This window comes from Collinsella aerofaciens, assembly GCF_039752775.1.
Lineage (GTDB): Bacteria > Actinomycetota > Coriobacteriia > Coriobacteriales > Coriobacteriaceae > Collinsella > Collinsella aerofaciens_R.
Genome location: NZ_JBDMGT010000002.1, coordinates 72,830 through 94,633 on the forward strand (window position 1 = coordinate 72,830; position 21,804 = coordinate 94,633).

At 59.6% G+C, this 21,804-nt stretch carries 18 protein-coding genes; 8 read left to right on the plus strand and 10 right to left on the minus strand.

What is annotated here, in order from left to right:
- Positions 1–150: 150 nt before the first annotated feature.
- A complete protein-coding gene (locus ABHR63_RS01160; RefSeq protein ID WP_346964918.1) occupies positions 151–1,470 on the minus strand; it encodes an L-cysteine desulfidase family protein in 1,320 nt (439 codons plus the stop codon).
- Positions 1,471–1,742: 272 nt separating this feature from the next.
- Between ABHR63_RS01160 and rpiB the strand changes: the two genes are divergently transcribed.
- Positions 1,743–2,210, plus strand: coding sequence for a ribose 5-phosphate isomerase B (gene rpiB, locus ABHR63_RS01165; protein WP_006234151.1), 468 nt, complete (start codon positions 1,743–1,745; stop codon positions 2,208–2,210).
- A gap of 152 nt (positions 2,211–2,362) precedes the next feature.
- Here the strand turns inward: rpiB and ndk are convergent, their stop codons facing one another.
- The 3 genes from ndk to ABHR63_RS01180 all read right to left on the minus strand — a co-directional run bounded on the left by ndk (position 2,363) and on the right by ABHR63_RS01180 (position 6,333).
- Complete coding sequence (gene ndk / locus ABHR63_RS01170; RefSeq protein ID WP_055251725.1) at positions 2,363–2,767, minus strand: nucleoside-diphosphate kinase; 405 nt, start codon at positions 2,765–2,767, stop codon at positions 2,363–2,365.
- 386 nt (positions 2,768–3,153) lie between these two features.
- Positions 3,154–4,584, minus strand: a complete 1,431-nt coding sequence (gene argH, locus ABHR63_RS01175) for an argininosuccinate lyase (RefSeq protein WP_346964917.1) — start codon at positions 4,582–4,584, stop codon at positions 3,154–3,156.
- Between the two features lie 522 nt (positions 4,585–5,106).
- A complete protein-coding gene (locus ABHR63_RS01180) occupies positions 5,107–6,333 on the minus strand; it encodes an argininosuccinate synthase (protein WP_346964916.1) in 1,227 nt (408 codons plus the stop codon).
- A 554-nt stretch (positions 6,334–6,887) separates the two neighbouring features.
- Between ABHR63_RS01180 and ABHR63_RS01185 the strand changes: the two genes are divergently transcribed.
- Positions 6,888–7,715, plus strand: coding sequence for a Cof-type HAD-IIB family hydrolase (locus ABHR63_RS01185; protein ID WP_346964915.1), 828 nt, complete (start codon positions 6,888–6,890; stop codon positions 7,713–7,715).
- A 277-nt stretch (positions 7,716–7,992) separates the two neighbouring features.
- Here ABHR63_RS01185 and polA read toward each other — a convergent pair whose 3' ends face one another.
- Positions 7,993–10,743, minus strand: coding sequence for a DNA polymerase I (polA, locus tag ABHR63_RS01190; RefSeq protein ID WP_346964914.1), 2,751 nt, complete (start codon positions 10,741–10,743; stop codon positions 7,993–7,995).
- 166 nt (positions 10,744–10,909) lie between these two features.
- Here polA and ABHR63_RS01195 point away from each other — a divergent pair, with 166 nt between their 5' ends.
- Together ABHR63_RS01195 and ABHR63_RS01200 are read left to right on the plus strand one after the other, a co-directional pair.
- Positions 10,910–12,307, plus strand: coding sequence for an aminopeptidase (locus tag ABHR63_RS01195; RefSeq protein ID WP_346964913.1), 1,398 nt, complete (start codon positions 10,910–10,912; stop codon positions 12,305–12,307).
- Positions 12,308–12,413: 106 nt separating this feature from the next.
- Positions 12,414–13,223 carry a YaaA family protein gene (locus ABHR63_RS01200; protein WP_346964912.1) on the plus strand — a complete coding sequence of 270 codons (810 nt, stop codon included), beginning with the start codon at positions 12,414–12,416 and terminating at the stop codon, positions 13,221–13,223.
- A gap of 23 nt (positions 13,224–13,246) precedes the next feature.
- Here the strand turns inward: ABHR63_RS01200 and ABHR63_RS01205 are convergent, their stop codons facing one another.
- Entirely contained in the window at positions 13,247–13,762 is a 516-nt protein-coding gene (locus ABHR63_RS01205; protein ID WP_195919434.1) for a hypothetical protein, read from the minus strand.
- Positions 13,763–13,933: 171 nt separating this feature from the next.
- Between ABHR63_RS01205 and thiC the strand changes: the two genes are divergently transcribed.
- Positions 13,934–15,268, plus strand: coding sequence for a phosphomethylpyrimidine synthase ThiC (gene thiC, locus ABHR63_RS01210; RefSeq protein ID WP_346964911.1), 1,335 nt, complete (start codon positions 13,934–13,936; stop codon positions 15,266–15,268).
- A gap of 210 nt (positions 15,269–15,478) precedes the next feature.
- Entirely contained in the window at positions 15,479–16,276 is a 798-nt protein-coding gene (gene thiD / locus ABHR63_RS01215) for a bifunctional hydroxymethylpyrimidine kinase/phosphomethylpyrimidine kinase (RefSeq protein ID WP_346965855.1), read from the plus strand.
- 332 nt (positions 16,277–16,608) lie between these two features.
- On the opposite strand, the gene ABHR63_RS01220 is transcribed toward thiD, so the two are convergent.
- The 4 genes from ABHR63_RS01220 to ABHR63_RS01235 all read right to left on the minus strand — a co-directional run bounded on the left by ABHR63_RS01220 (position 16,609) and on the right by ABHR63_RS01235 (position 19,723).
- Complete coding sequence (locus ABHR63_RS01220; protein ID WP_346964910.1) at positions 16,609–17,268, minus strand: SGNH/GDSL hydrolase family protein; 660 nt, start codon at positions 17,266–17,268, stop codon at positions 16,609–16,611.
- A gap of 78 nt (positions 17,269–17,346) precedes the next feature.
- A complete protein-coding gene (locus ABHR63_RS01225; RefSeq protein ID WP_346964909.1) occupies positions 17,347–18,471 on the minus strand; it encodes a TIGR02452 family protein in 1,125 nt (374 codons plus the stop codon).
- A 138-nt stretch (positions 18,472–18,609) separates the two neighbouring features.
- On the minus strand, positions 18,610–19,305 hold the full coding sequence (locus ABHR63_RS01230) for a Bax inhibitor-1 family protein (RefSeq protein WP_117746759.1): 696 nt from the start codon (positions 19,303–19,305) through the stop codon (positions 18,610–18,612).
- Between the two features lie 79 nt (positions 19,306–19,384).
- Positions 19,385–19,723, minus strand: coding sequence for a hypothetical protein (locus ABHR63_RS01235; protein WP_117746758.1), 339 nt, complete (start codon positions 19,721–19,723; stop codon positions 19,385–19,387).
- 250 nt (positions 19,724–19,973) lie between these two features.
- Here ABHR63_RS01235 and ABHR63_RS01240 point away from each other — a divergent pair, with 250 nt between their 5' ends.
- Positions 19,974–21,023, plus strand: coding sequence for an inorganic phosphate transporter (locus ABHR63_RS01240; RefSeq protein WP_117655139.1), 1,050 nt, complete (start codon positions 19,974–19,976; stop codon positions 21,021–21,023).
- Between the two features lie 67 nt (positions 21,024–21,090).
- On the plus strand, positions 21,091–21,714 hold the full coding sequence (locus ABHR63_RS01245; RefSeq protein ID WP_138112201.1) for a DUF47 domain-containing protein: 624 nt from the start codon (positions 21,091–21,093) through the stop codon (positions 21,712–21,714).
- Positions 21,715–21,804 lie beyond the last annotated feature (90 nt).

Here is a 21,804-nt window from a genome sequence, read left to right on the forward strand (position 1 = left end):
ATAAGTCAGCGAAAACGCCCCTAAGCGAGCAATGTGCCTTGAAAGAGGAGGGCATAGGCCTTCTGGCCATGCCCGACGATTGAAAGGCAAATTGCCGCTTAGGGGCGTTTGCAGCGTCGACTGGTTACGCGGTTTGGTAAAACCGCGTAACTAGCACACCTGGGTTTTACCGATCATGATGTTGAGGATCTCGATGTCGGTGTCCTTCATGCCCACGCGGCCTACGTAGCCCATGCTGGCGATCGTCTGCTCAACGGTATCTTGGATCAGGCCCTCGCCGGCGCGGAAGCCGCGACCCTGCATGGCCATATCATGGCCCAGAATCGCCGCATCGACGGCAGCCGAGATCTTGGCGGCACAGCTCGCCTTGGCGCCGTCGCACACGATGCCGCCCACGTTACCGAGCGTATTCGAGACCGTCGCGCCAATCTGCTCGCGCGTGCCACCGCACAGCCAGGTAATCGCGGCGCCGGCGCCGCACGCGGCGCAAATAGCACCGCAAAACGCTGAGAGCGCACCAATATAGCTCTTGATATGCACGGCGATAAGATCGGACAGCATCACGGCGCGCACCAGGCGCTCGTGGTCGCAGCGCAGGTACTCGGCATACTCCATGACGGGCAATGCGCAAGTAATGCCCTGATTGCCCGAGCCGCACACAATGGCGACCGGCAGCGCGCAGCCGTTCATGCGGGCGTCGGACCCGGCGGCCGCACGGGCACGGGCACGGCAGGCGACGTCATCGGCACGAGCACCTAGCAGCGTACGACCCACCTCGGCGCCCCAAGCGTGCGCAAGGCCCTCGGCACTGATTGCGCCATTCAGCTCAATCTGACGCTCAACGGCAGCGCGGCCTTCCTCAATGTCACCGTCCTCGATAAAGTCGATGATGGTCTCAATCGACATGGGCGTATCGGCGTTATCTGCCGCCCGCTCGGCCACGACGCGCTCGGCGCAGGCGGCACACTCCCCCGCCGACTTGCCGCACACCGGAATACCGTCGAGGGTATGGCACGTGACATTGGTGTGGTGGTCGGTAATCTCGACGACCGCGGTATGGCCCCCGGCCGTCGCAGTCACCTTGATGTAGAGGTTGGGCACACCCTCGACAAGCGACACATCGCAGTAGCCGGCGTCGGCGAGGAGCTCGGTCACGCGAGCACGATCTTCGTCGTCAACGCTCTCGAGCACCTCGAGAGCGCTCTTAGCGTCGCCGCCCACGGCACCCAGCACGGCCGCGGCCTCAATACCGTGCATACCGCCCGAGTTGGGCACGGTCACGCTCTTAACGTTCTTGATGATGTTGCCCGAGCATGCAACATCCATATGATCGGGTTCGCAACCGAGCGTCTGACTCGCCAGCGCCGCTGCATAGGCAACGGCAATGGGCTCGGTGCAGCCGAGTGCACAGACAAGCTCGCGGTTCAAAACATCGCAAAACGCGGCATCACGGATGGAATCGGTAGGCATAGGTATCTCCTACTTATATAACGGGCTGGGCTCTCATTAATAGTTAGCTCTTTTATTTGATAACAATGCATCAAAAACCGCAACCCAGGTTCCGGTAGACGGCGTTCAGGCGCAAACTGGCGGCATTCGTTCATGAGAAGCCGGTCTTGTTGCATGCTAAAGCATTTGAACAAAAAACGCCCGAGCGTTTACGCAAAAGTCGCGCTATCATGCAGTTGAAAGCGGTAAACACCTTTAGCATTTGCGCCGCACAGAACAGAGAGGAACCATCTATGAAGATCGGTATCGGTAACGATCACGCCGCCGTCGAGCTCAAGAACATCATCTCCGAGCACCTGAAGGAGCGCGGCTGCGAGGTCGTGAACTTTGGCACCGACACCTCCGAGAGCTTCGACTACCCCATCGCCGGCTACAAGGTGGGTAAGGCCGTTGCCAACGGCGATGTCGACCTAGGCATCCTGATCTGTGGCACCGGTGTCGGGATTAGCCTGGCTGCCAACAAGGTCGAGGGCGTACGCGCCGTCGTGTGCTCCGAGCCCTTCAGCGCCAAGCTATCGCGCATGCACAACAACACCAACGTGCTCGCCTTTGGTGCTCGCGTCGTGGGCTCCGAGCTCGCCAAGATGATTGTCGATGAGTGGCTCGACGCCGAGTTTGAGGGCGGCCGCCACGAGCGTCGCGTCAATCTCCTCAACGAGATCGACCACACGCGCGGCCTCAAGGTCGTCGACGAGGCCTAAACTACTCAGCGCCACAAGCTAACAGCAGGGGCCCGCTCGGAACACACGTCCGAGCGGGCCCCTTCATAGATCTTGGAATATAAAGGGCGCCACGGATGGAGTTCCGCGGCGCCCAAGCCACACGCTAACAGCTTTAAGGAGTCAAAGCTGGTTTAGCCAAAGAAGCGCTTGATCTCGATCTCGGCGTTCTCCAGGCAGTCGGAGCCGTGGATCACGTTGGCGTTGACATCGACAGCGAAGTCGCCGCGGATGGTGCCGGGGGCAGCATCAAGCGGGTTGGTAGCACCCATAAGGGTGCGCATCTTGGAGACAGCGGAGAGACCGGAAACGACCATCTTAACGACCGGGCCGCTCGTCATAAAGTCACAGAGACCACCAAAGAAGGGCTTGTCGGCCAGATGGGCGTAGTGCTCCTCGACGGTAGCGCGCTCGAGCGTGGTCATCTCCATGCGCTCGATGACAAGGCCGCTACGCTCAATGCGAGCGACGATCTCGCCGATCTTACGATCGCGCACAGCGTCGGGCTTAATCATGATGAAGGTCTTCTCGATAGCCATAAGGTAGCCTTTCAAGTAGGTTCGCGCGTGCCCAAGTCCCATTCCGGCACCCGCCCGGACTGCATCGTAACAGAGTTTTAGCTGCAGTTAACAAAAAGCTGTTTTTTGAAACGTTACAATTTATTAAAACGTTCCATTTGTGTCACTTCTGTTTCGAGGCCCGATTAGAGTACCATCCGACCGCACATCAACCGCATCGAACCGAGCGGACGGTCGGTTGCCGCCCGTGAACGTACCCCCTTCACAACCTGCCCAAAGGTCCTACAGAAGTTCTCGACAAGCCCCTCCCCCATAGCAACAAAATACGGACGCCCACATCAGCAGACGTCCGTAAAGCAACAACGATTTATCAATAAATAATGGCCAAAACAGCTTCAGCCAAACCCCTACTTTACCCCGTGGCCCATTTCGACGACCTTGGTCAGCGATCCAAACACGCCTTTGTCGGCCTCAAGCTGTGCCTCGGCACGCTGCAGCTGCACGGCAACGGCGGCAGGGGCGGTGCCGCCCTCGGTCGTGCGCGCGGCGACAATCGACGGGATGTCGAGCGCCTCGGTAATGTCGTGCTCAAAGAGCGGACTCGCCTCCTGGAACACCTCAAACGGCAGGTCCTCAAGGTTGCAGCCGCGCTTCTCACACATCAGGACCAAATGGCCCACCACGGCATGTGCCTCGCGGAACGGCAGGCCACGCTTGGCCAGGTAATCGGCAACATCGGTGGCGGCAAGGTGCCCCACACCGCACTCGCGCGCCATGGCATCCTCGTTGACGGTCCAGGTCGAAATCATACCGGCCATAACGGACAGGCACTGCATGAGCGTATGGGCGGTATCGAGGGCGCCCTCCTTGTCCTCCTGCAAGTCCTTGTTATAAGCAAGCGGCAGGCCCTTCATGGTCACGAGCAGCTGCACCAGGTTGCCATAGACTCGGCCGCTCTTGCCGCGGATAAGCTCGGCAAAATCGGGGTTCTTCTTCTGCGGCATGATGGACGAGCCAGTGGAGTAGGAGTCGGAAAGCGTGATAAAGCCAAATTCGGAGCTCGACCACAGCACAATCTCCTCGGAAAGACGCGACAGGTGCATCGCCATGACGGAGCCGGCGTAATGCAGATCGAGCAGGAAATCACGGTCGGAAACCGCATCGAGCGAGTTGGGGATCACGCCCGCAAAGCCAAGTTCGGCAGCCGTCATCTGACGATCGAGCGGATAGCTCGTACCGGCAAGCGCGGCAGCACCCAGCGGGCAGTTGTCGGCGGCATCAAAGGCGGCCTTCAGGCGTGTAAAGTCGCGCACGAACATCCAGGAATACGCCAGCAGATGGTGCGACAGCAGCACGGGCTGAGCATGCTGCATGTGCGTGTAACCCGGCAGAATCACCTTGTCGTACTTTTTAGCCGCATCCACCAGCACATGACGCAGTTCAAGATTGGCCTCCATGAGCTCCTTGGCCAGCGCCTTGACGCCCAGGCGCGTATCGGTCGCAACTTGGTCGTTGCGCGAACGCCCGGTATGCAGGCGCTTACCAGCCTCGCCGATGCGACGCGTCAGCTCGCTCTCGATGGACATATGAATGTCCTCGTCGTTGATATCGAAGGTGAAGTTGCCGGCATCGATATCCTGTTCGATTGCGGTCAGACCCTCGGCAATCGCCTGCTCGTCCTCGGCGCTGATAATGCCCTGGGCCGCCAGCATCTTGGCATGTGCCTTAGATCCGGCGATATCCTGCTTATAGAAATGTTTGTCGACCGGCAGCGACGCGCCAAACTCCTGCGTGACCTCGGCCACGCCCGCCTCAAAACGACCGCCCCAAAGAGCCATGGAACCGTCCCCTTTCATCAAATACCAAAACAAGCGCCCAAAGCAATGCGCCCTGTCGCTAAAGCGATTTTTCAACCGCTAGTTTTACACACTCCCTGCCGTGCGCGGGGCCATGTAGCTAATTTGCAAAGAAGTGACGCACCATGCACTTGGCGCCCAACGTCTCCCTCCGGATGTTGCCCTGCGAATCATCGATTCAGGCCTTCAGGCTCATAGGGACGTCCTCGACCTTTGCAGCATCGAACTCGGGCACGAGGGCAAGTAAAGCATGCGCGATAGCATGGAACATAATGGATACTCCTCATATATATAGGCGCAGAGCCGCCAAATTGATAGAAGGAGCCCCGCCGGATAACCCCGGCGGGGCTCGGACTCAGCCGCAGACGCGGCATCAAATACGCGGGCGGAACGTAGGGGCCACCGATGTTAAGAAGTGTCAGCAAGCATAACGAAAGGTAGGGACCCCGTGCGCCCGTTATGTATCACGCAGATGGGCCGCGCGAATACCAAGGAAAGGGAGGCTTAAGCCTGGGCGGCAGCAGAGCTGGGACCCTGGATCTTAGCCCACGTCTTGAGCGACAGCGTATCGATCTCGATAAAGCCAGCGCTAGCCTTCTCGTCAAACGTGGTGTCGCGGTCGTAGGTGGCCAGACCGTAGTCGTAGAGGCTGAAGGGGCTCTTGCGGCCGACGACATGGCAGTTGCCCTTAAAGAACTTCAGACGGACGGTGCCGGTCACGAACTTCTGGGTGTCGGCCATAAAGGCGTCGAGCGCGTTTTTGAGTGGGCTGTACCACTGGCCGTTGTACACGGCGGTGGCCCAATCCTGCTCGAGCTTAATCTTAGTCTTGAGCAGGTCGCCCTCAACGCAAATGTCCTCGAGTGCCTTATGGGCGGTAATGAGCGTCAGGGCGCCGGGAACCTCATAGCACTCGCGGCTCTTGAGGCCCACCAGACGATCCTCAACCAGGTCGAGACGGCCAAAGCCGTTGTCGCCCGAAATCTTGTTGAGGGCGATGACGATCTCGGAGAGTTTCATCTTCTTGCCGTCGACGGCGACGGGCTTGCCGGCCTCAAACTCAATCTCGGTATACGTCGGGGTGTCCGGCGTGTCCTCCGGATTCTTGGTCATAACCCAAGCGTCGTCGAGCGGCTCGTTCCAGGGATCCTCCAGGTGGCCGCACTCAATGGCACGACCCCACAGGTTGTCGTCGATGGAATAGGGGTTGTCGTTGGCACCCTCGGGAACCGGCACGTTATGGGCGTGAGCGTAGGCGACCTCGTCGGGACGGCACTTCAGATCCCACTCGCGAACCGGAGCGATAACCTTAAGCTCGGGGTCGAGGGCCTTGACGGCAGCCTCAAAACGAACCTGGTCGTTACCCTTGCCGGTGCAGCCGTGGGCGACGTAGGTCGCGCCAAACTCGTGAGCGACCTCGACAAGCTTCTTGGCGAGCAGCGGGCGAGACAGAGCGGAGAGCAGCGGGTACTTGTTCTCGTACATGGAGTTTGCGGCGATGGCCTTAGTCAGGAACTCATCGGAGAACTCGTCACGCAGGTCGAGCACCTGGCAATCGAGAACGCCCAGGTCGAGCGCCTTCTGCTTCTTGGCATTCAGGCCGGTCTCCTCCTGGCCCACGTTGCCGCAGACGCAAACGACATCGAGATTCTTCTCGTCCTGGAGCCACTTGACACATACGGATGTATCAAGACCACCGGAATATGCGAGAACGACTTTTTCCTTGCTCATGGCTGTTTCCTTTCGCCCTTGGTAGCTAGTTAGAACATCGGTCAGTTGCAAGTCATTTCAAGGTCATATACCGTGCAATATCAGGTTAAATAGCAAAAATCAGCACATACATGCCCTAGAAACATGCAGCAATGTCGTGCTAAAACCCAACGACCTCAAAATGACTCTGTTGAGGCAATTCGCCCCATGCGGACAGAGACGATTGTTATCTTCGTCGGGAAATTGCGCGCTGGCGTCGGATGGCATTGTCTGCAGTAGTGATGATCTTTACGAACTGCATCTGCCTCTCCTTTCACCTATCGCCGGGCGCAATTCTTATATCGTAAACGGTACCTTTTCCTCGGTAAGCGGTTGTTTTTCCGTCTCCGTTTTCGATGGTCGCTATATTACGCTAAAGTGCCTGCTGTACAAGCGACAAATTCATATTTCTGAAAAGTTTTTTCATTACTTTGTGAATGAAGATGCAAACGCGCGCCAATCCTGCGAAAATACGCCTGACTACGAGTTGATGGTTATAACGTCTGAAACAATTTCGAAACGAAAGGCTCGCTTTTATGCAAACTTACGAATCGGACGCCAATATCGGAAACATTAAGCTCATCGCCGTCGACATGGACAAGACGCTGCTGACCGACGAGCGCGTGCTGCCGCAAGGCCTTGACGAACGCCTGGACAAGCTCGCCGAAGCCGGCATCGTATTCTGCCCCGCCAGCGGACGTCCCGCCCCCAAGCTCGAAGAGATGTTCGAGGGCATCAAGAACCGCCTCGCCTTTTGTCCCGATAACGGTGCGTGCGTGATATATCGCGGCAACTACATCTATAAGAGCGCTATCGATGTGGCGCTGTATCAGCAGGTCTTGAGCCGCGCCTCGGAGGATCCGCGCGCTGTCCCCGTCCTGTGCTGCTTTGACGAGTTCTACGTACTTGCCCGCGACCATCAATACCACGACGAGATCAGCGTCTACTACAACACAATCAACTACGTCGACAGCTTTGAGGGCATTGATATCGAGTCCAACAAGATCTCGATCTTCTTCCCCGCCTACGATGCCGAGCCCGCATTCCGCGAGACCTATAGCCCGGCATTCTCGGACCAACTCTATGTCACCAATGCGGGCCGCGAGTGGATCGACTTCATGAACTTGGGCGTCGACAAGGGCGCCGGCGTCGCGCACCTATGCGAGCACCTGGACATCGATATTGCCGACGCCGCCGCCGTGGGCGATACCTACAACGACATCCCCATGCTCGAGCGCGTCGGTCACAGCTTTATCGTGGACAATGCCGAGGAGCATATGAACGCGCATGCCAAATGGCGCATTCCGAGCAACAACGACGGGGGCGTACTGACGCTCATCGACGCCATCTTGGCGGCTCGTTAACGTTGCTCGTCGGACCTGGCCGGGCGAGGCGGGTAAGTTTTTCGTTCGGTCAGGTCCTGGGCTCGCTCGAAGAGCACATTTAGTGCTCTTCGGCTCGTGCGGAATCTACGAAAAACTTACCCGCCTCGCCCGGCCAGGTCCTGCGGTGACTTGCTTGCCGCCTGGATGGCGTCTTGGCGCCTAGATACTTTGACTGATTTTTATTGAACGAAGGACGCTCCTTGTTGATGAGGGGCGTCCTTCTGGTTTTGGTTACTTTGGAATTGTGGGCGTGCCCTTACTTGGCGTCGGCCCAGGTTATACCGGTGCTGGCTTCGGCGATCAACGGTACGCGGAGGTCTACTACGTGCTCCATGACGTCTTGAACCATGGCGGTCAGGCGTTCGACTTCTTCGACCGGGCACTCAAAGTCCAGTTCGTCGTGTACCTGCAGGATCATGTGGGCGGCAAAGCCCTCTTCTTCCAGACGGCGGCTTACGCGGGCCATCGCGATCTTGATGATGTCGGCGGCGGTGCCCTGCATGGGGTGGTTCATGGCCGTGCGCTCGCCAAAGCCGCGGAGTTGCGGATTTTTGGCCTTGAGCTCCGGTATGTGGCGACGGCGGCCGTACATGGTCTCGGCGTAACCTGTCTGCTTGGCACGCGCCACCACGTTGTCGAGGAACGTGCGCACGCCCGGGTAGGCCTCGTAGTAGCGGTCGATCATGTCGCGCGCCTCGGCCATCGAGATATGCAGCGATTGCGACAGGCCGAAGGCCTGCTGGCCGTACACGATGCCAAAGTTCACGGCCTTGGCGCGGCTGCGTAGGTCGGGCGTTACCTCGGACACCGGCACGCCAAATACGCGCGCGGCCGTCTCTGCATGGAAGTCCTCGCCCTCGTTAAAGGCTCGCACCAGGTGCTCGTCACCCGAAAGATGCGCAAGCAGGCGCAGCTCGATCTGCGAGTAATCCACCGCCAAAAAGACGCTGCCCTCGCCCGCCGAGAACGCCGTCTTGACGGTACGCCCCAGCTCCGAGCGCGTCGGGATGTTCTGCAGGTTCGGGTCGCTCGAGGACAGACGACCCGTTGCCGTGATGGTCTGGTTGTACGTGGTGTGCACGCGACCGTCACCGCGGCGCAGCGGACCCAGCGTGTCCAGATAGGTAGACTTGATCTTGGACTTCTCACGCCAGTCCAAGATCAGACGCACGATTTCGTGGTCACGGGCAAGATCGCTCAGCACCTTGGCGTTGGTCGAATAGTAGCCGCGCTTGGTCTTTTTGAGGCCCTTGGTCGGAAGCCCCATAACGTCAAACAGCACGTGCGAGAGCTGCATAGGGCTACCAATGTTAAACGTCTCATCACCCGCCAGGTCGCGAATGCTGCGCTCGACCTCGGTGATCTGGGTCGCCAGGCCCTCGGACAGGTTGTGCAGCCGATCGGGATCCACGAGCATGCCCGCGCGCTCCATCTTGGCAAGCACCGGCACGAGCGGCATCTCGATGCCGTCGAACACGTTGGCGGCGTTCTCGCGGGCCATGCGGTCGCGCAGCGGTGCGACCAGTGCCAGCGTCAAGGCCGCCGTGCGAGCGGCGGGCGCAGGAGCATCCTCGCCAGCACCCTCCGCACCGCGCACCGCAGGCAGCGCCATCTGCAGATAGGTATCGGCCAGATACGCCTCGTCAAACTCGGAGCGGTCGGAATCCAACAGGTAGGCGGCAACCACGGTATCGAAGATGCGCGTGGAATCGACTGCCAGCGGATCCATGAGCTCAAGCTCGGAAGAGTCGATGGGCGAAAGCTCATGCAGCAGTGCTTTCATATCCGGGCTCGCCACGCGGCCCTCCATAAACAGGCGCGCAAGCACGCCGGCGATCACGCCGTGGGCGAAGTTGAAGCCATCGACCGCGGCAGTGGTACCGCCTTCGCCCTCCTCAAGCGCAAGCAGCCCCTTGGACGTCGCCAGCCACAGCGTGCGCGTCAGGCCAAAAAGCGCGCCCTCCTCCTTGTCATCGTCCACCACGGCGGCAATCCACTCGCCTGCCTCGATCGTGCGAGCGATCTCGGCGGCAGCGGCAGCGAGCGCCTCGGCATCGCCGGCGGCAGCGCGCGAAACCGCGGGCATCTCGAACGCGCTGGCGGTGGCCGCAGCCCCGCCTTCGCCGCCAATCAGCGCCAAGAAACGGTTCTGCATGGCGGTGATACCAAGCGTACCCAGCGCCGCGGAGACCTCGTCGGAAGAAAACGCCGGAAAGGACGTCGCCTCAAAGTCGAGCTCGACAGGCGCATCGGTGCGAATGGTCGCAACCTTGCGGCTCAGCAGCGCGTCGTCGATGTGCGCACGAAGGTTCTCGCCCATCTTGCCCTTGACCTCGTCAGCATGCGCGATGACCTCGTCCAAGCTGCCGTACTGCGCAATGAGCGCGCTCGCCTTTTTGGGGCCGATGCCCGGTACGCCGGGAATGTTGTCCGACGTATCGCCCTTCAGGCCGTAAAAATCGGGCACGAGCGCCGGCGTAATGCCGTGATACAGGTCATCCACGCTCTCGGGCGTCATAATCGCTACGTCGGACAGGCCCTTGCGGGTCGAGACCACGTTGACGTGCTCGGTCACAAGCTGATACATGTCGCGGTCGCCGGTCACCAGCAGCATGTCGCAGCCTGCCTCCTCACCCAGGCGCGCCATGGTTCCCAGGATATCGTCGCCTTCCCAGCCCTCGGACTGCAGAATCGGCACGTTGAGCGCCGTGAGCAGCTCCTTGATCATCGGAAACTGCGCGTGCAGATCGGGATCCATGGGCGGACGCTGCGCCTTATACTGCGGTAGCATCTCCATGCGCACTAGCGGCTTGCCCTTATCGAACGCCACAACCACACCGTCGGGGTTAAAGGCGTCGATCATCTTGAGAAACATGTTCAGAAAGCCAAAGATCGCGTTGGTGGGGCGACCGTCCGGCGCGTTCATGGTCGGCGGCACGGCGTGGAAGGCGCGGTGCATGAGCGAGTTGCCGTCAATAACGGCAAAGGTGCGGCGCTTGTCAGACATATTGAATACCTCGCTTTGGGCTGGGCACGGTTTGCTCACACCAGTTTACACGCTCCCTGCCCCGCGGCCACCACACATCAAGCTCCCCTGCCACCGTGAGCCCGCGCGTGATACGATGGCTCACGGTACATCAACCAGCACGATCGATCCGAAAGGAGCCTGCGTCATGGAGCGTCCCTGCGCATGGAAAAAGTACACGCCACAGCAAGTCGAGGAGCTCGAGGAGCTTTGCCGCGGCTATAAGCAGTTTTTGAGCGAAAACAAGACCGAGCGCCTGTGCGTCAAGACCGGTATCAAGATGGCCGAGGAGGCGGGCTACGTCAATCTGGAGACCGTGATCGCCGAGGGCCGCGCGCTCAAGACCGGCGACAAGGTGTACGCCGCCAACCACGGCAAGGACCTTATGCTCGTCAACCTGGGCACCACCCCGCTCGAGCAGGGCTTTAACATCCTGGGCGCCCACGTGGACTCGCCGCGCCTGGACCTCAAGCAAAATCCCGCCTTCGAGGCCGGCGACATGGCCTACCTCGACACGCACTACTACGGCGGCGTCAAGAGCTACCACTGGGTGGCCTCCCCGCTTGCACTTGTAGGCGTCATCTGCAAAAAGGACGGCACCACCGTCGACATCAACATCGGCGACAAGGCGGACGACCCGGTCTTTACCATCTCCGACCTGCTGATCCACCTCTCGAGCGAGCAGATGTCCAAGCCCGCCAAGGACGCCGTCGACGCCGAGATTCTCGACGTGATCGTGGGCGGCCGTCCCGTCAAGTTTGACGAGGACGACAAGGACGCCCCCAAGGAGCCCGTCAAGCAGATGTTCCTGGACATCCTCAAGGAGCAGTACGACGTCGAGGAGGAGGACTTCCTCTCCGCCGAGATCGAGGTCGTGCCCGCCGGCCCCGCCCGCGACATGGGCCTCGACCGCTCCATGATTTTGGGCTATGGTCACGACGACCGCGTCTGCGCCTACCCCTCCATGCTCGCCCAGATCAATGTGGCCAATGTCGAGCGCACGAGCATCACGCTCATCGTCGATAAGGAGGAGATCGGCTCCGTGGGTGCCACCGGTATGACGAGCCGCTTCTTCGAGAACACCGTCGCCGAGATCATGACGCTCGCCGGCGAGGATAGCCCGCTGGCCCTGCGCCGTGCACTCGCCCACAGCCGCATGCTCTCCTCTGACGTGTCCGCCGGCTTCGACCCGGGCTACGCCGGCAAGTTCGAGACCAAAAACGCCGCCTTCATGGGTCGTGGCCTGTGCTTTAACAAGTACACGGGCAGCCGCGGCAAGGGCGGCTCTAACGACGCCGACGCCGAATATGTGGCCCTCATCCGCGACATTATGGACGAGGCAGGCGTGGACTTCCAGACCTGCGAGCTCGGCCGCGTCAACGGTGGCGGCGGCGGCACCATCGCCTACATCATGGCCAAGTACGGCATGAACGTCATCGACTCCGGTGTTGCCGTCCTGTCCATGCACGCCCTGTGGGAGGTCGCCAACAAGGCCGATATCTACGAGGCCTACCGCGGCTACAAAGCCTTCCTCGAGCGCGCCTAATCCACCCCACCCATAACTTGCGGTGGAATACGGATTGATTTGGTCTTTCAATAGACCAAACAGACCGTATTCCACCGCAACTTCTTTTTTTGGCAGAGGAGAGTCCATGCTGCAGGTCATCATTTCGCCCGCCAAGCAAATGCGCGCGGCACAAGATGCTTTTGAAGTCCTGGGCATCCCACCCTTTGTGCGCGAGACGGCTCGCCTCCACCGCGCACTGCTAGATATCGAGCGGAATGAAGGCAGCGGCGGCCTGCAGGCGCTGTGGAACGTGAGTGACAAACTGCTGGGACCTTGCCTCAACACACTGCATGAGTTCGGGCCCATCCTGAAAAGCGGCGATCTCGACAATCCCGCACTCGCCCGTCACCTCTCCCCTGCCGTCATGTCCTATCACGGCATTCAATACCAGAGCATGGCACCCGAGGTGATGGATTCCGCACAGCTCGCATGGCTGCAAGACCATCTGTGGATCCTCTCCGGCCTCTACGGGTGCGTTCGTCCCTTTCATGCCGTCGAACCGTATCGGCTGGAGATGGGCGCGAAGCTTGTCGTCGACGGTGCCCGAGACCTCTACGCATTTTGGAGCGATAAGCTCGCGCGGGCTATCGCCCCGGCAGGCTCAAACACCACGATCGTCAACCTCGCCAGCGTAGAGTATGCCAAAGCCGTTCTGCCCCACCTCGCGGGCGACGCCACAGCCGTCACATGCCTCTTTGGCGAGGGCATCCGCAACGGGAAGCCCATCCAACAGTCGACCGCCAGCAAAAAGGCACGCGGCTCCATGGTGCGGTGGATGGCAGAAAACAAGCTCGAGGATGCAAGCGAACTTACCGCATTCAATATCGGCTATCGGCACATCCCCGAGCTTTCAGACAAAAACACCCTGGTTTTCATGAACGCGCAGGCACTATAGGCCCGCCGTTTCCAAACACCCCGTTACTCCGCCAAGCCATCGGCCTTTGCAATCTCGCTCGTCGAGCCATCTTGGTAGGTAATCTTAACGTGCTCTACGTCGGATACCGTAACGCCCGACGGAGGTTCCAGACGCCACTCCGTCAGAGCGATATCCATGGTCGTGGGCACATCGCCCTGATCTTTGAGCTTCACCATGAGTGTTTTGAGTGCCTCATCAAACGTCACGCGTTCGATTTCTTCGCCCGGAATAGACCCGCCGCTCAACTGCAGCTGCACAAACTCGTCGCGCGGATACCAATAGTCGCCCGGTGCGGCAACCGTGTTGCCACCAGAAACTTTCATGGTCATAATCGGCAGGGCATCGTCGGCTTCAAACCCCCAGGTGACGCCGCCACGACCGCCGAACGTCCAAATACAAAAGGCAATCACCAACACGGCAAGCACCGCAAAACCAATCGCGACAAGGCCATGGTGCGCACGGCTTTCCTCGGCCGATACATCCCATTGTGTCTCTCGATATAGATGCTTGTCTTCCATGTTCGCCTCCCCACAGGCACGCTTGTTGGCCCAATCGTACCCATTCAGGCTATACTTGAGCCCATTACATAAACGGGGAGCTTGCAGGACAAGACGGCAGGCTGAGACTGGGCGCGCCCGCCCTGACCCGCAAACCTGATATGGGTAATGCCAACGAAGGGAGCCGTGCCAATGAGCACACAGACCGAGCCCAAGCTCGTCACGCAAATCGACTTCGCCCGCGCTGGGCAGATCACACCGCAGATGAAGGAAGTCGCCGAGCGTGAGCATCGCGACCCCGAGTACATCCGCGAGCGCGTGGCCGACGGCCGCATCGCCATCCCCGCCAACATCGTGCACATCAAAAAGGGCATGCGCGCCTTTGGCGTCGGTGAGGGCCTGTCCACCAAGGTCAATGTGAACCTGGGCATCTCGGGCGACAAGGCCGATGCCGCCGAGGAATGGAAGAAGGTCAAGATCGCCGAGGACTACGGTGCCGACGCCATCATGGACCTCTCCAACTCGGGCAAGACACGTCAGTTCCGCCAGCAGCTCATCGACGAGACGCCGCTCATGGTAGGCACCGTCCCCATGTACGACGCCATCGGCTACATGGAAAAGCCGCTGGTCAAGCTCACCAAGGACGACCTGTTCGAAGTCGTGCGCGCGCATGCCGAGGACGGCGTGGACTTTATGACCATCCACTGCGGCATAAACAAGTCGGTCACCAAGACCTTTAAGGAGACCGGCCGCCTGATGAACATCGTGAGCCGTGGCGGCTCACTGCTGTTTGGCTGGATGGAGGTCACCGGTAACGAGAACCCATTCTATGAGTTCTACGACGAGTTGCTCGAGATTTGCCACGAGTACGACGTGACGATTTCGCTCGGCGACTCCTGCCGCCCGGGCTGCCTCTACGACTCCAACGACGCCACCGAGACCGCCGAGATGATCGAGCTGGGCAAGCTGTGCAAGCGCGCTTGGGCCGCGGGCGTCCAGGTTATGGTCGAGGGACCGGGCCACATGGCGCTCGACGAGATCGCCGCCAATATGAAGCTGCAGAAGCGCCTGTGCCACAACGCCCCGTTCTATGTGCTCGGGCCGCTGGTGACCGATATCGGTGTGGGCTACGACCACATCACCGCCGCCATCGGTGGCGCCATCTCCGCGAGCTCCGGCGCCGACTTCCTGTGCTACGTGACGCCGGCAGAGCACCTATGCCTGCCTAACGCCCAGGATGTGCTCGACGGCCTCATGGCCACTAAGATCGCCGCACATGCCGCCGATATCGCCAAGAAGGTGCCGCACGCCCGCGACATGGACGACAAGATGGGCCAGGCACGCCGCAAGCTCGACTGGGATGCCATGTGGAAGTGTGCTCTCGACCCAGTTACGGGCAAAAAGCGCTACGAGGAGTCCCCTGCCGCCACCGAGGGCACCTGCACCATGTGCGGCAAGATGTGCGCCGTCCGCACCGTCAACAAGGTGTTCGAGGGCACGACGATCGATCTTGGCATGGAGGACTAACTCGTCACCGGAGACACAAACGGCCACAAGGTGTTCGTCAATTGTTGACATGTGAACATTTTCTTACATTTACGTAAAGATTGCACCGCCCGCCCGGGATCGGCATACAGCTGGCCCGGGCAACTTTATAATGCAGGCAGAAGACCCATTTGAATCCGACCGAACAAGGGAGCGAACACGGATCGCAGTAAGGTACCCGCCGTTCTATCCATCGCAGGATCAGATTCCAGCGGTGGTGCCGGCATTCAGGCCGACATCAAGACCATCACGGCGCACCGCCTGTATGCCGAGACGGCCATCACGGCCATAACCGCACAAAACACGCTCGGTGTCACCGTTGTGCAAAACATCTCCCCGGATATTGTCGCGGCGCAAATCGATGCCGTTTTTGACGATATCCGCCCCAGTGCCGTCAAGATCGGCATGGTTTCCTCTGTCGAGATTATCGAGGTTATCGCCGACCGCTTGAGCGCCTGGGACGCACAAAATATCGTCGTCGACCCCGTCATGGTCGCCACCTCGGGCGCTCGCCTGATCGCAGAGGACGCCGCCGAAGCGCTTACACGCCGCCTGTTCCCACTGGCGACCGTCATCACGCCCAATATTCCCGAGGCCATGGCGCTGCTCGATTACGAGGTCGATTCCGAGCGCACGCAACAAAATGCCGCCATGCTCCTCACCCGCCGCTTTGGCTGCGCGTCCCTCGTTAAGGGCGGGCATTTTGTCAACGAGGCCAACGATGTGCTAGCAGAGCCCGCGCCGCTCGATGACGAGGGCAACCATCTGGGCGATCCGCTCACCACGTGGTTCCGCCACAAGCGTATCGAGACCGACAACACGCACGGCACCGGCTGCACGCTCTCGTCAGCCATCGCCTGCGCGCTGGCCCAGGGTATGGATCTTGCCGATGCCGTCAACGCCGGCAAGGCCTACCTAACGGGCGCTCTCGCCGCCGGCTTTGACATGGGCAAAGGCTCCGGCCCCGTTAACCATATGTGGCAGTATTAAGATTCGCAGCCCAAAACCACCGCAAAGGGGACAGGCACCTTTGCGGTGGTTCCCACAAACATCTCGATCTGTAACAGTTAGAATCCATTTTTCGGCCCGCCTGTTACAGATCGAGACATTCAAATTTAGCTGAGAAGATAATCTCGATCTGTAACAGTAACTCGGCAAAATCGACCCTAGATGTTACAGATCGAGACAAATGACCGATATCGACCTAAATAATCTCAATCTGTAACATCTAGCCCGTTTTCGGCCTTACAACTGTTACGGATCAAGACAAACAAACGAATCAAGCCACCGAAAGGGGAATTTTTACACTGCTTGGGGTCGCGCTACGCTCCGAGCATCTCTTTGAGCTTGGCTGCCACGGCGTGGCCCAAGCTCTCGTGACTTTCGGGCATCATGTGCAGATAATCGATATCGCCCGGCTCGGCAAAATCAGCGGCATTCAAAAAGTCGCAGCCAAACTGTTTGGCAGCATACGCATAGTATTCGGCAAAATGCTCCGAGGCCTCGACGGAGCGCTCGTCAAAGTCGGTCATGTACACATCGGCGATCTGCGGTTTAATCTTGATAGGCGCCATCAGCAGAATACGCGGGCAGGGCGCGGCTTCGGTCCAGGGAAACGCGCGGACGGTGCGAATCAGCGCCATGGCACCGTCAGCGATATCGGCAGCACCCACGCTAAAGACCGTCTTGCAGTCGTTGGTGCCCAGCATAATCACGATCGCGTCCAGCGGCTTATGGGTCTCGAGCAGCATCGGCAGCGCGCGAATGCCGTTGAGGTTGGTGTCCAGATGACACATATCGTCGCGCACCGTCGTGCGACCATTTAGGCCTTCCTCAATCACGTGCCAGCCCTCGCCCAGGTCGCGCTGGGCCACACCGCACCAGCGCACATCGTGCGCATAGCGCACCGCGGTGCCGTCGCGCATACCCGCCGGATCGTAGCCGTAGGTATTGCTATCGCCAAAGCACAGAACGTTTTTCATCGTAAGCCCTTCCTTTAGTAAAAAGCCGACGGGAGCAGTCTCTCCCGCCGGCCCGACCCATCTGTCGGCACGTACCGATTACAGGTACTTGCGCCAATCGTCATCGTCCTCATCGTCCTCGGCAGCAGCCTGGGCTTGCTCGGCGGCGTGAGCGGCCGCAGCACGAGCGGCAACCTGGGCATAGGACTCCTCGTTGCGCTCGGGGAAGTTTGCCAGCACGTGCTCGAACTTGGCAAAATCCTCGTCCCAACGCGTAGAAGGCACGGCAAAGAAGACCTGCTTGACCTTAAAGTCGCCCGATGCGAGCTCCTTGCGGAAGAGCTCAGCCACGGCCTCGGCGTCAAAGCCGTTGTTGTCGCAGCCCCAAGCGCCCAGCACGAGCTTCTCGCGACCCAACTCGTCGCAGATAGCAAGCACAAAGCGGATGCGATCGCGCAGGGCATCCAGCAAGGCATCGTCGCCCACGCGATACTCCTGGCGAGCGCGCTTGGCGTTGGGTGCGGCGGCGACGATTACGTCGGCATATGCATGTACGTGGTTGCGGTCGAAGCGCACCGCAGGCACCACCAGCGCACGATTGCGGTAAAGCTCGCAGTTGATGTTGCGGCGACGGTTCTCGCCGTACCATTTGCGCTGCTTATCGAGCACGTTGTACAGGTACGAATCGGCACAGAGCGTGGCCTCCTGGCCCAGATAGCCCTGGATGTAGCCACCGCCCGGGTTGGTGAACGAGGCAAAGGCGAGCACGGCCATGTCGCAGAACTGCGCGTAGCCTCGGCCGTTATCCAGAATGGCCTGCGTGGCAGAGGCGTCGAGCACGGTGACCTCGGGCAGGACCGGAGCGGGCTTTTCGGCGGCAGGCGCGGACTCAGCTTCGGCGATTTCCTCGGCAGGCTCAGGCGCTGCCTCGGTCTCGGGCGCCGTCTCGGTCTCGGCAGCCTCCGCGCCCTCGACGTCCTCGGCAACCTGTTCTTCGGCGGCCACAGCACTCTGAACCTTGGCCTTCATCGCCGCGACAAAACCGGCAGGCATACCATCGAACTCGCACACGCCGGCAAGCGAACGCTCGATATCCTTGGCGCACGCTTCGGACACAGTTGCCACGTGACGCTCGGCGGCCTTGGCACGGGCCTCGCGCTTGGGATTGGGCTGACCCGCTCGGTTGGACCTGCGGTTACGGTTCCTGTTGTCGACGTCTGCCATAAGTGGTCACCTTTCTCGGTCTCTGCCGCTATCGGCTTTTCCCATCCATGATACCCCGCCGCGTACAAAAAAGACGGCCCCGAAGGACCGCCTTTCGCATCGATTTGCACGTACGGCAAGCACCGCCGCAATTCGCCACTAGTCGCGACGGCCGAGGATGTTCAGAATGCGCAGGAACACGTTGATAATATCCACGAACAGATTGGACGCCATGAGCACGGCGTTGGGCAGCGTAGGCGGCACCGTCGTGGCAACATAGGTGTCGTAGCCAATAAAGCCGGCGAACACCACGATCACGATCAGATCGGTGATGGTCTGTGAGACGCCCATGAACATCAGCACGATCTCAACCAGAATAGTAGCGAGCAGAATGCCAAAACCGATGCCATATACGCGCTGGAAAAACTTGGGGAACGTCACGCCCAAGGCGCCAAAGACAAAGGTGATGGCGGCCGTGGCGATAAAGGCAGTGTTGATGGTGGGCAGGTCGTAGTTGGCAAGGCCAAACGACGCGGTCAGGCCAAAGGTGCTCGCAAAGATTACGTAGCCCACAAGGGACAGGCCCACGGACTGCTTGCTGGCGGCGGCCGACATCATGACCATGCCGACGATGGTCAAAATAAACGAGCCAAAAACCAGCGGTAGGGCAGCCCCGCTCATCATCATGCGCGCAAACGACATGGTGCTCGTAAAGTAAGCACCGACGCCCATGGCACAAAAGCCCAAGAAGATGAGGGCAGACATGGCAAGATTATACGCACGCGGCGACATCTCCTTGGCACGGCTTGCGCCGGTTTCGATGGGGCCGTTCTGATAGCCCTGAATATCGTTCATAATTTCGTCCTTTCAAAAGCGCCGCGACAGCGCAGTAGCTGACAAGATTCCTGTCATTGTACCCGAATGCCGTACGTCCTTACCTACGGCGCTCGCCCTCGAGCGTGCGATCAAAGGCCCAGACCCACCAACGCATCACGTGTGCCTGCGAGCCGTCCGCCCGCTCGCGCGTCTGGTCCTCCAGATACAACTCGGTCGCGTGCCCGCCAAAACGCACCTTATAGGTTGCCGTACGGATGCCGTGGACCATCAGGCCAAACCCGGTGGTCGAGATAATTTCGTCAATCGTAAAGCAACGACCGTCGACCCAGCAGACGGTGACCGGCACGACCTGTCCGCCCGCGAGGATGCGAGCCACGACGTCCACATACTGCTTGTGCACGCGCCGAGTTTTGCCATCTGTCTGTCGATATTCCATGCCTCCTATTATCGAACGCATGTTTGCATATTGTAAAGCGAACAGACTGTGGTTTTGGGATGTTGGGGCACGCACACGTGTCCTCATGGTGTGTTAGCAAAAAGAACACCCGCGGTCAACAGGGCTAATATTCAATATTAGTGCCAAAAAATTCACTTCTCCCATCAGAACTCGGTAAAGAAACCCGCAGGAGGTGATACGATTTATCATGTTTTTGTAACGTGCCTGCAAACTTCGAGAAAGCCCATATATGGACGTAACGTTCTCAACCTTCCTCGGCCAAATTGTGTCGAACCCAGTCCTTGCCGTCACCGTGATCCTCGCGCTCGGCGCCATCTTCGTCAATGGATGGACCGACGCGCCCAACGCCATCGCGACCTGCGTCACTACGCGTTGCATGCCCGCCCGCGCCGCCATTCTCATGAGCGCCGCATTCAACTTCCTCGGTGTGCTCATCATGACGCACTTTAATGCGAGCGTCGCCAATACCATCTCGCATATCGTCGACTTTGGCGGAAACAGCACCATGGCGCTCGCCTGCCTGTGCGCGGCCCTGTTCTCCATCGTCGTCTACGGCGCCACAGCGTCGCGTTTTGGCATCCCCACCTCGCAAAGCCACAGCCTTATCGCCGGCCTGACCGGTGCCGCTATCGCCCTCGGCGGCGCGAGCAGCGTCAACGTCCACGAGTGGATGAAGGTCATCTACGGCCTGGCGCTCTCCATCGGCCTGGGCTTTGTCATGGGCTGGGTCCTGTGCAAACTCGTCTCGATTCTTTTCGCCGCCGCCAACAGGCGACGTGCCAATGTCTTCTTTAAATACGCTCAGATCGCGAGCGCTGCGGCCATGAGCTTTATGCACGGCGCGCAGGATGGACAGAAGTTCATCGGCGTGCTCTTTTTAGGCGTGGCCTTCGCAAACGGCCAGACCAGCGTCGGCGATGCCGGCATCCCCATCTGGATTATGCTGCTGTGCTCGGCCACTATGGGTATCGGTACCAGCGTGGGCGGTGAGCGCATCATCAAGTCCGTCGGCCAGAGCATGGTTAAGCTCGAGAAGTATCAGGGCTTCTCCGCCGACCTCGCGGGCGCCGCGAACCTGCTGCTTGCCACCCTTACCGGCATCCCCGTGTCCTCCACACACATCAAGACCTGCGCCATCATGGGCGTCGGTGCCGTCAAGCGCCTCTCGGCCATCAACTTCGGAGTCGTCAAGGACATGATGTTCACCTGGTTCTTCACCTTCCCCGCCTGCGGACTCATCAGCTTTGTCATGGCCAAGCTGTTCATGATGTTCCTCTAATCAAACCGAACGTCCATCCGGACCGCAACACTTCGCCCACCCGTCTTCGCCTCGAAAGGACCCACCCATGGCAAAGAAACCCGATTCGTTCTACTTTGACAACTACGTCGCTTGCGCCGACCTCGCCGTCCAGGCCGCAGAGCTGCTCACCAAGATTTTTGAGAACTTCGATCCCGCGCAGATTCACGACATGCTCAATAAGATGCATGCGATTGAGCATGCGGCAGACAAGAAGCACCACGAGCTCGAAGACGCCCTGCTCACCGCCTTTATCACCCCGCTCGAGCGCGAGGATCTGGATCTGATGAGCTGCGCGCTCGACACCGTGCTCGACCGTATTGAGGGCGTCGTGCAGCGCGTCTACTTCACCAACATTCAGAGCATCCATCCCGACGCCATCGTCATCGCCCACAAGGTGACTGACGCCTGCCGCGCCATGAAAGACCTGATGGTCGAGCTTCCCAACTACCGCAAGTCCAAAACGCTGCGCGAGCTGGTCATCCAGATCAACACCATCGAGTCCGAGGCCGACGAGCTCTACATCAACGCCATGCGCAACCTGCACGTTAACGGCAAGGATCCGCTCGAGGTCATCGCTTGGCGTGACGTCTACGCCTTCCTGGAGTACTGCGCCGACTGCTGCGAGAATGTGGCCGATGTTGTGGATTCGATTGTCATGAAGAACAGTTAATTGGGGGTACGTGTCCCGGCGGTCGCGGGCCCGGCCACTAATAACCTTTTGAACGACTCTGCTTGCAGCCGGAGTGAAAAAGGTTATTAG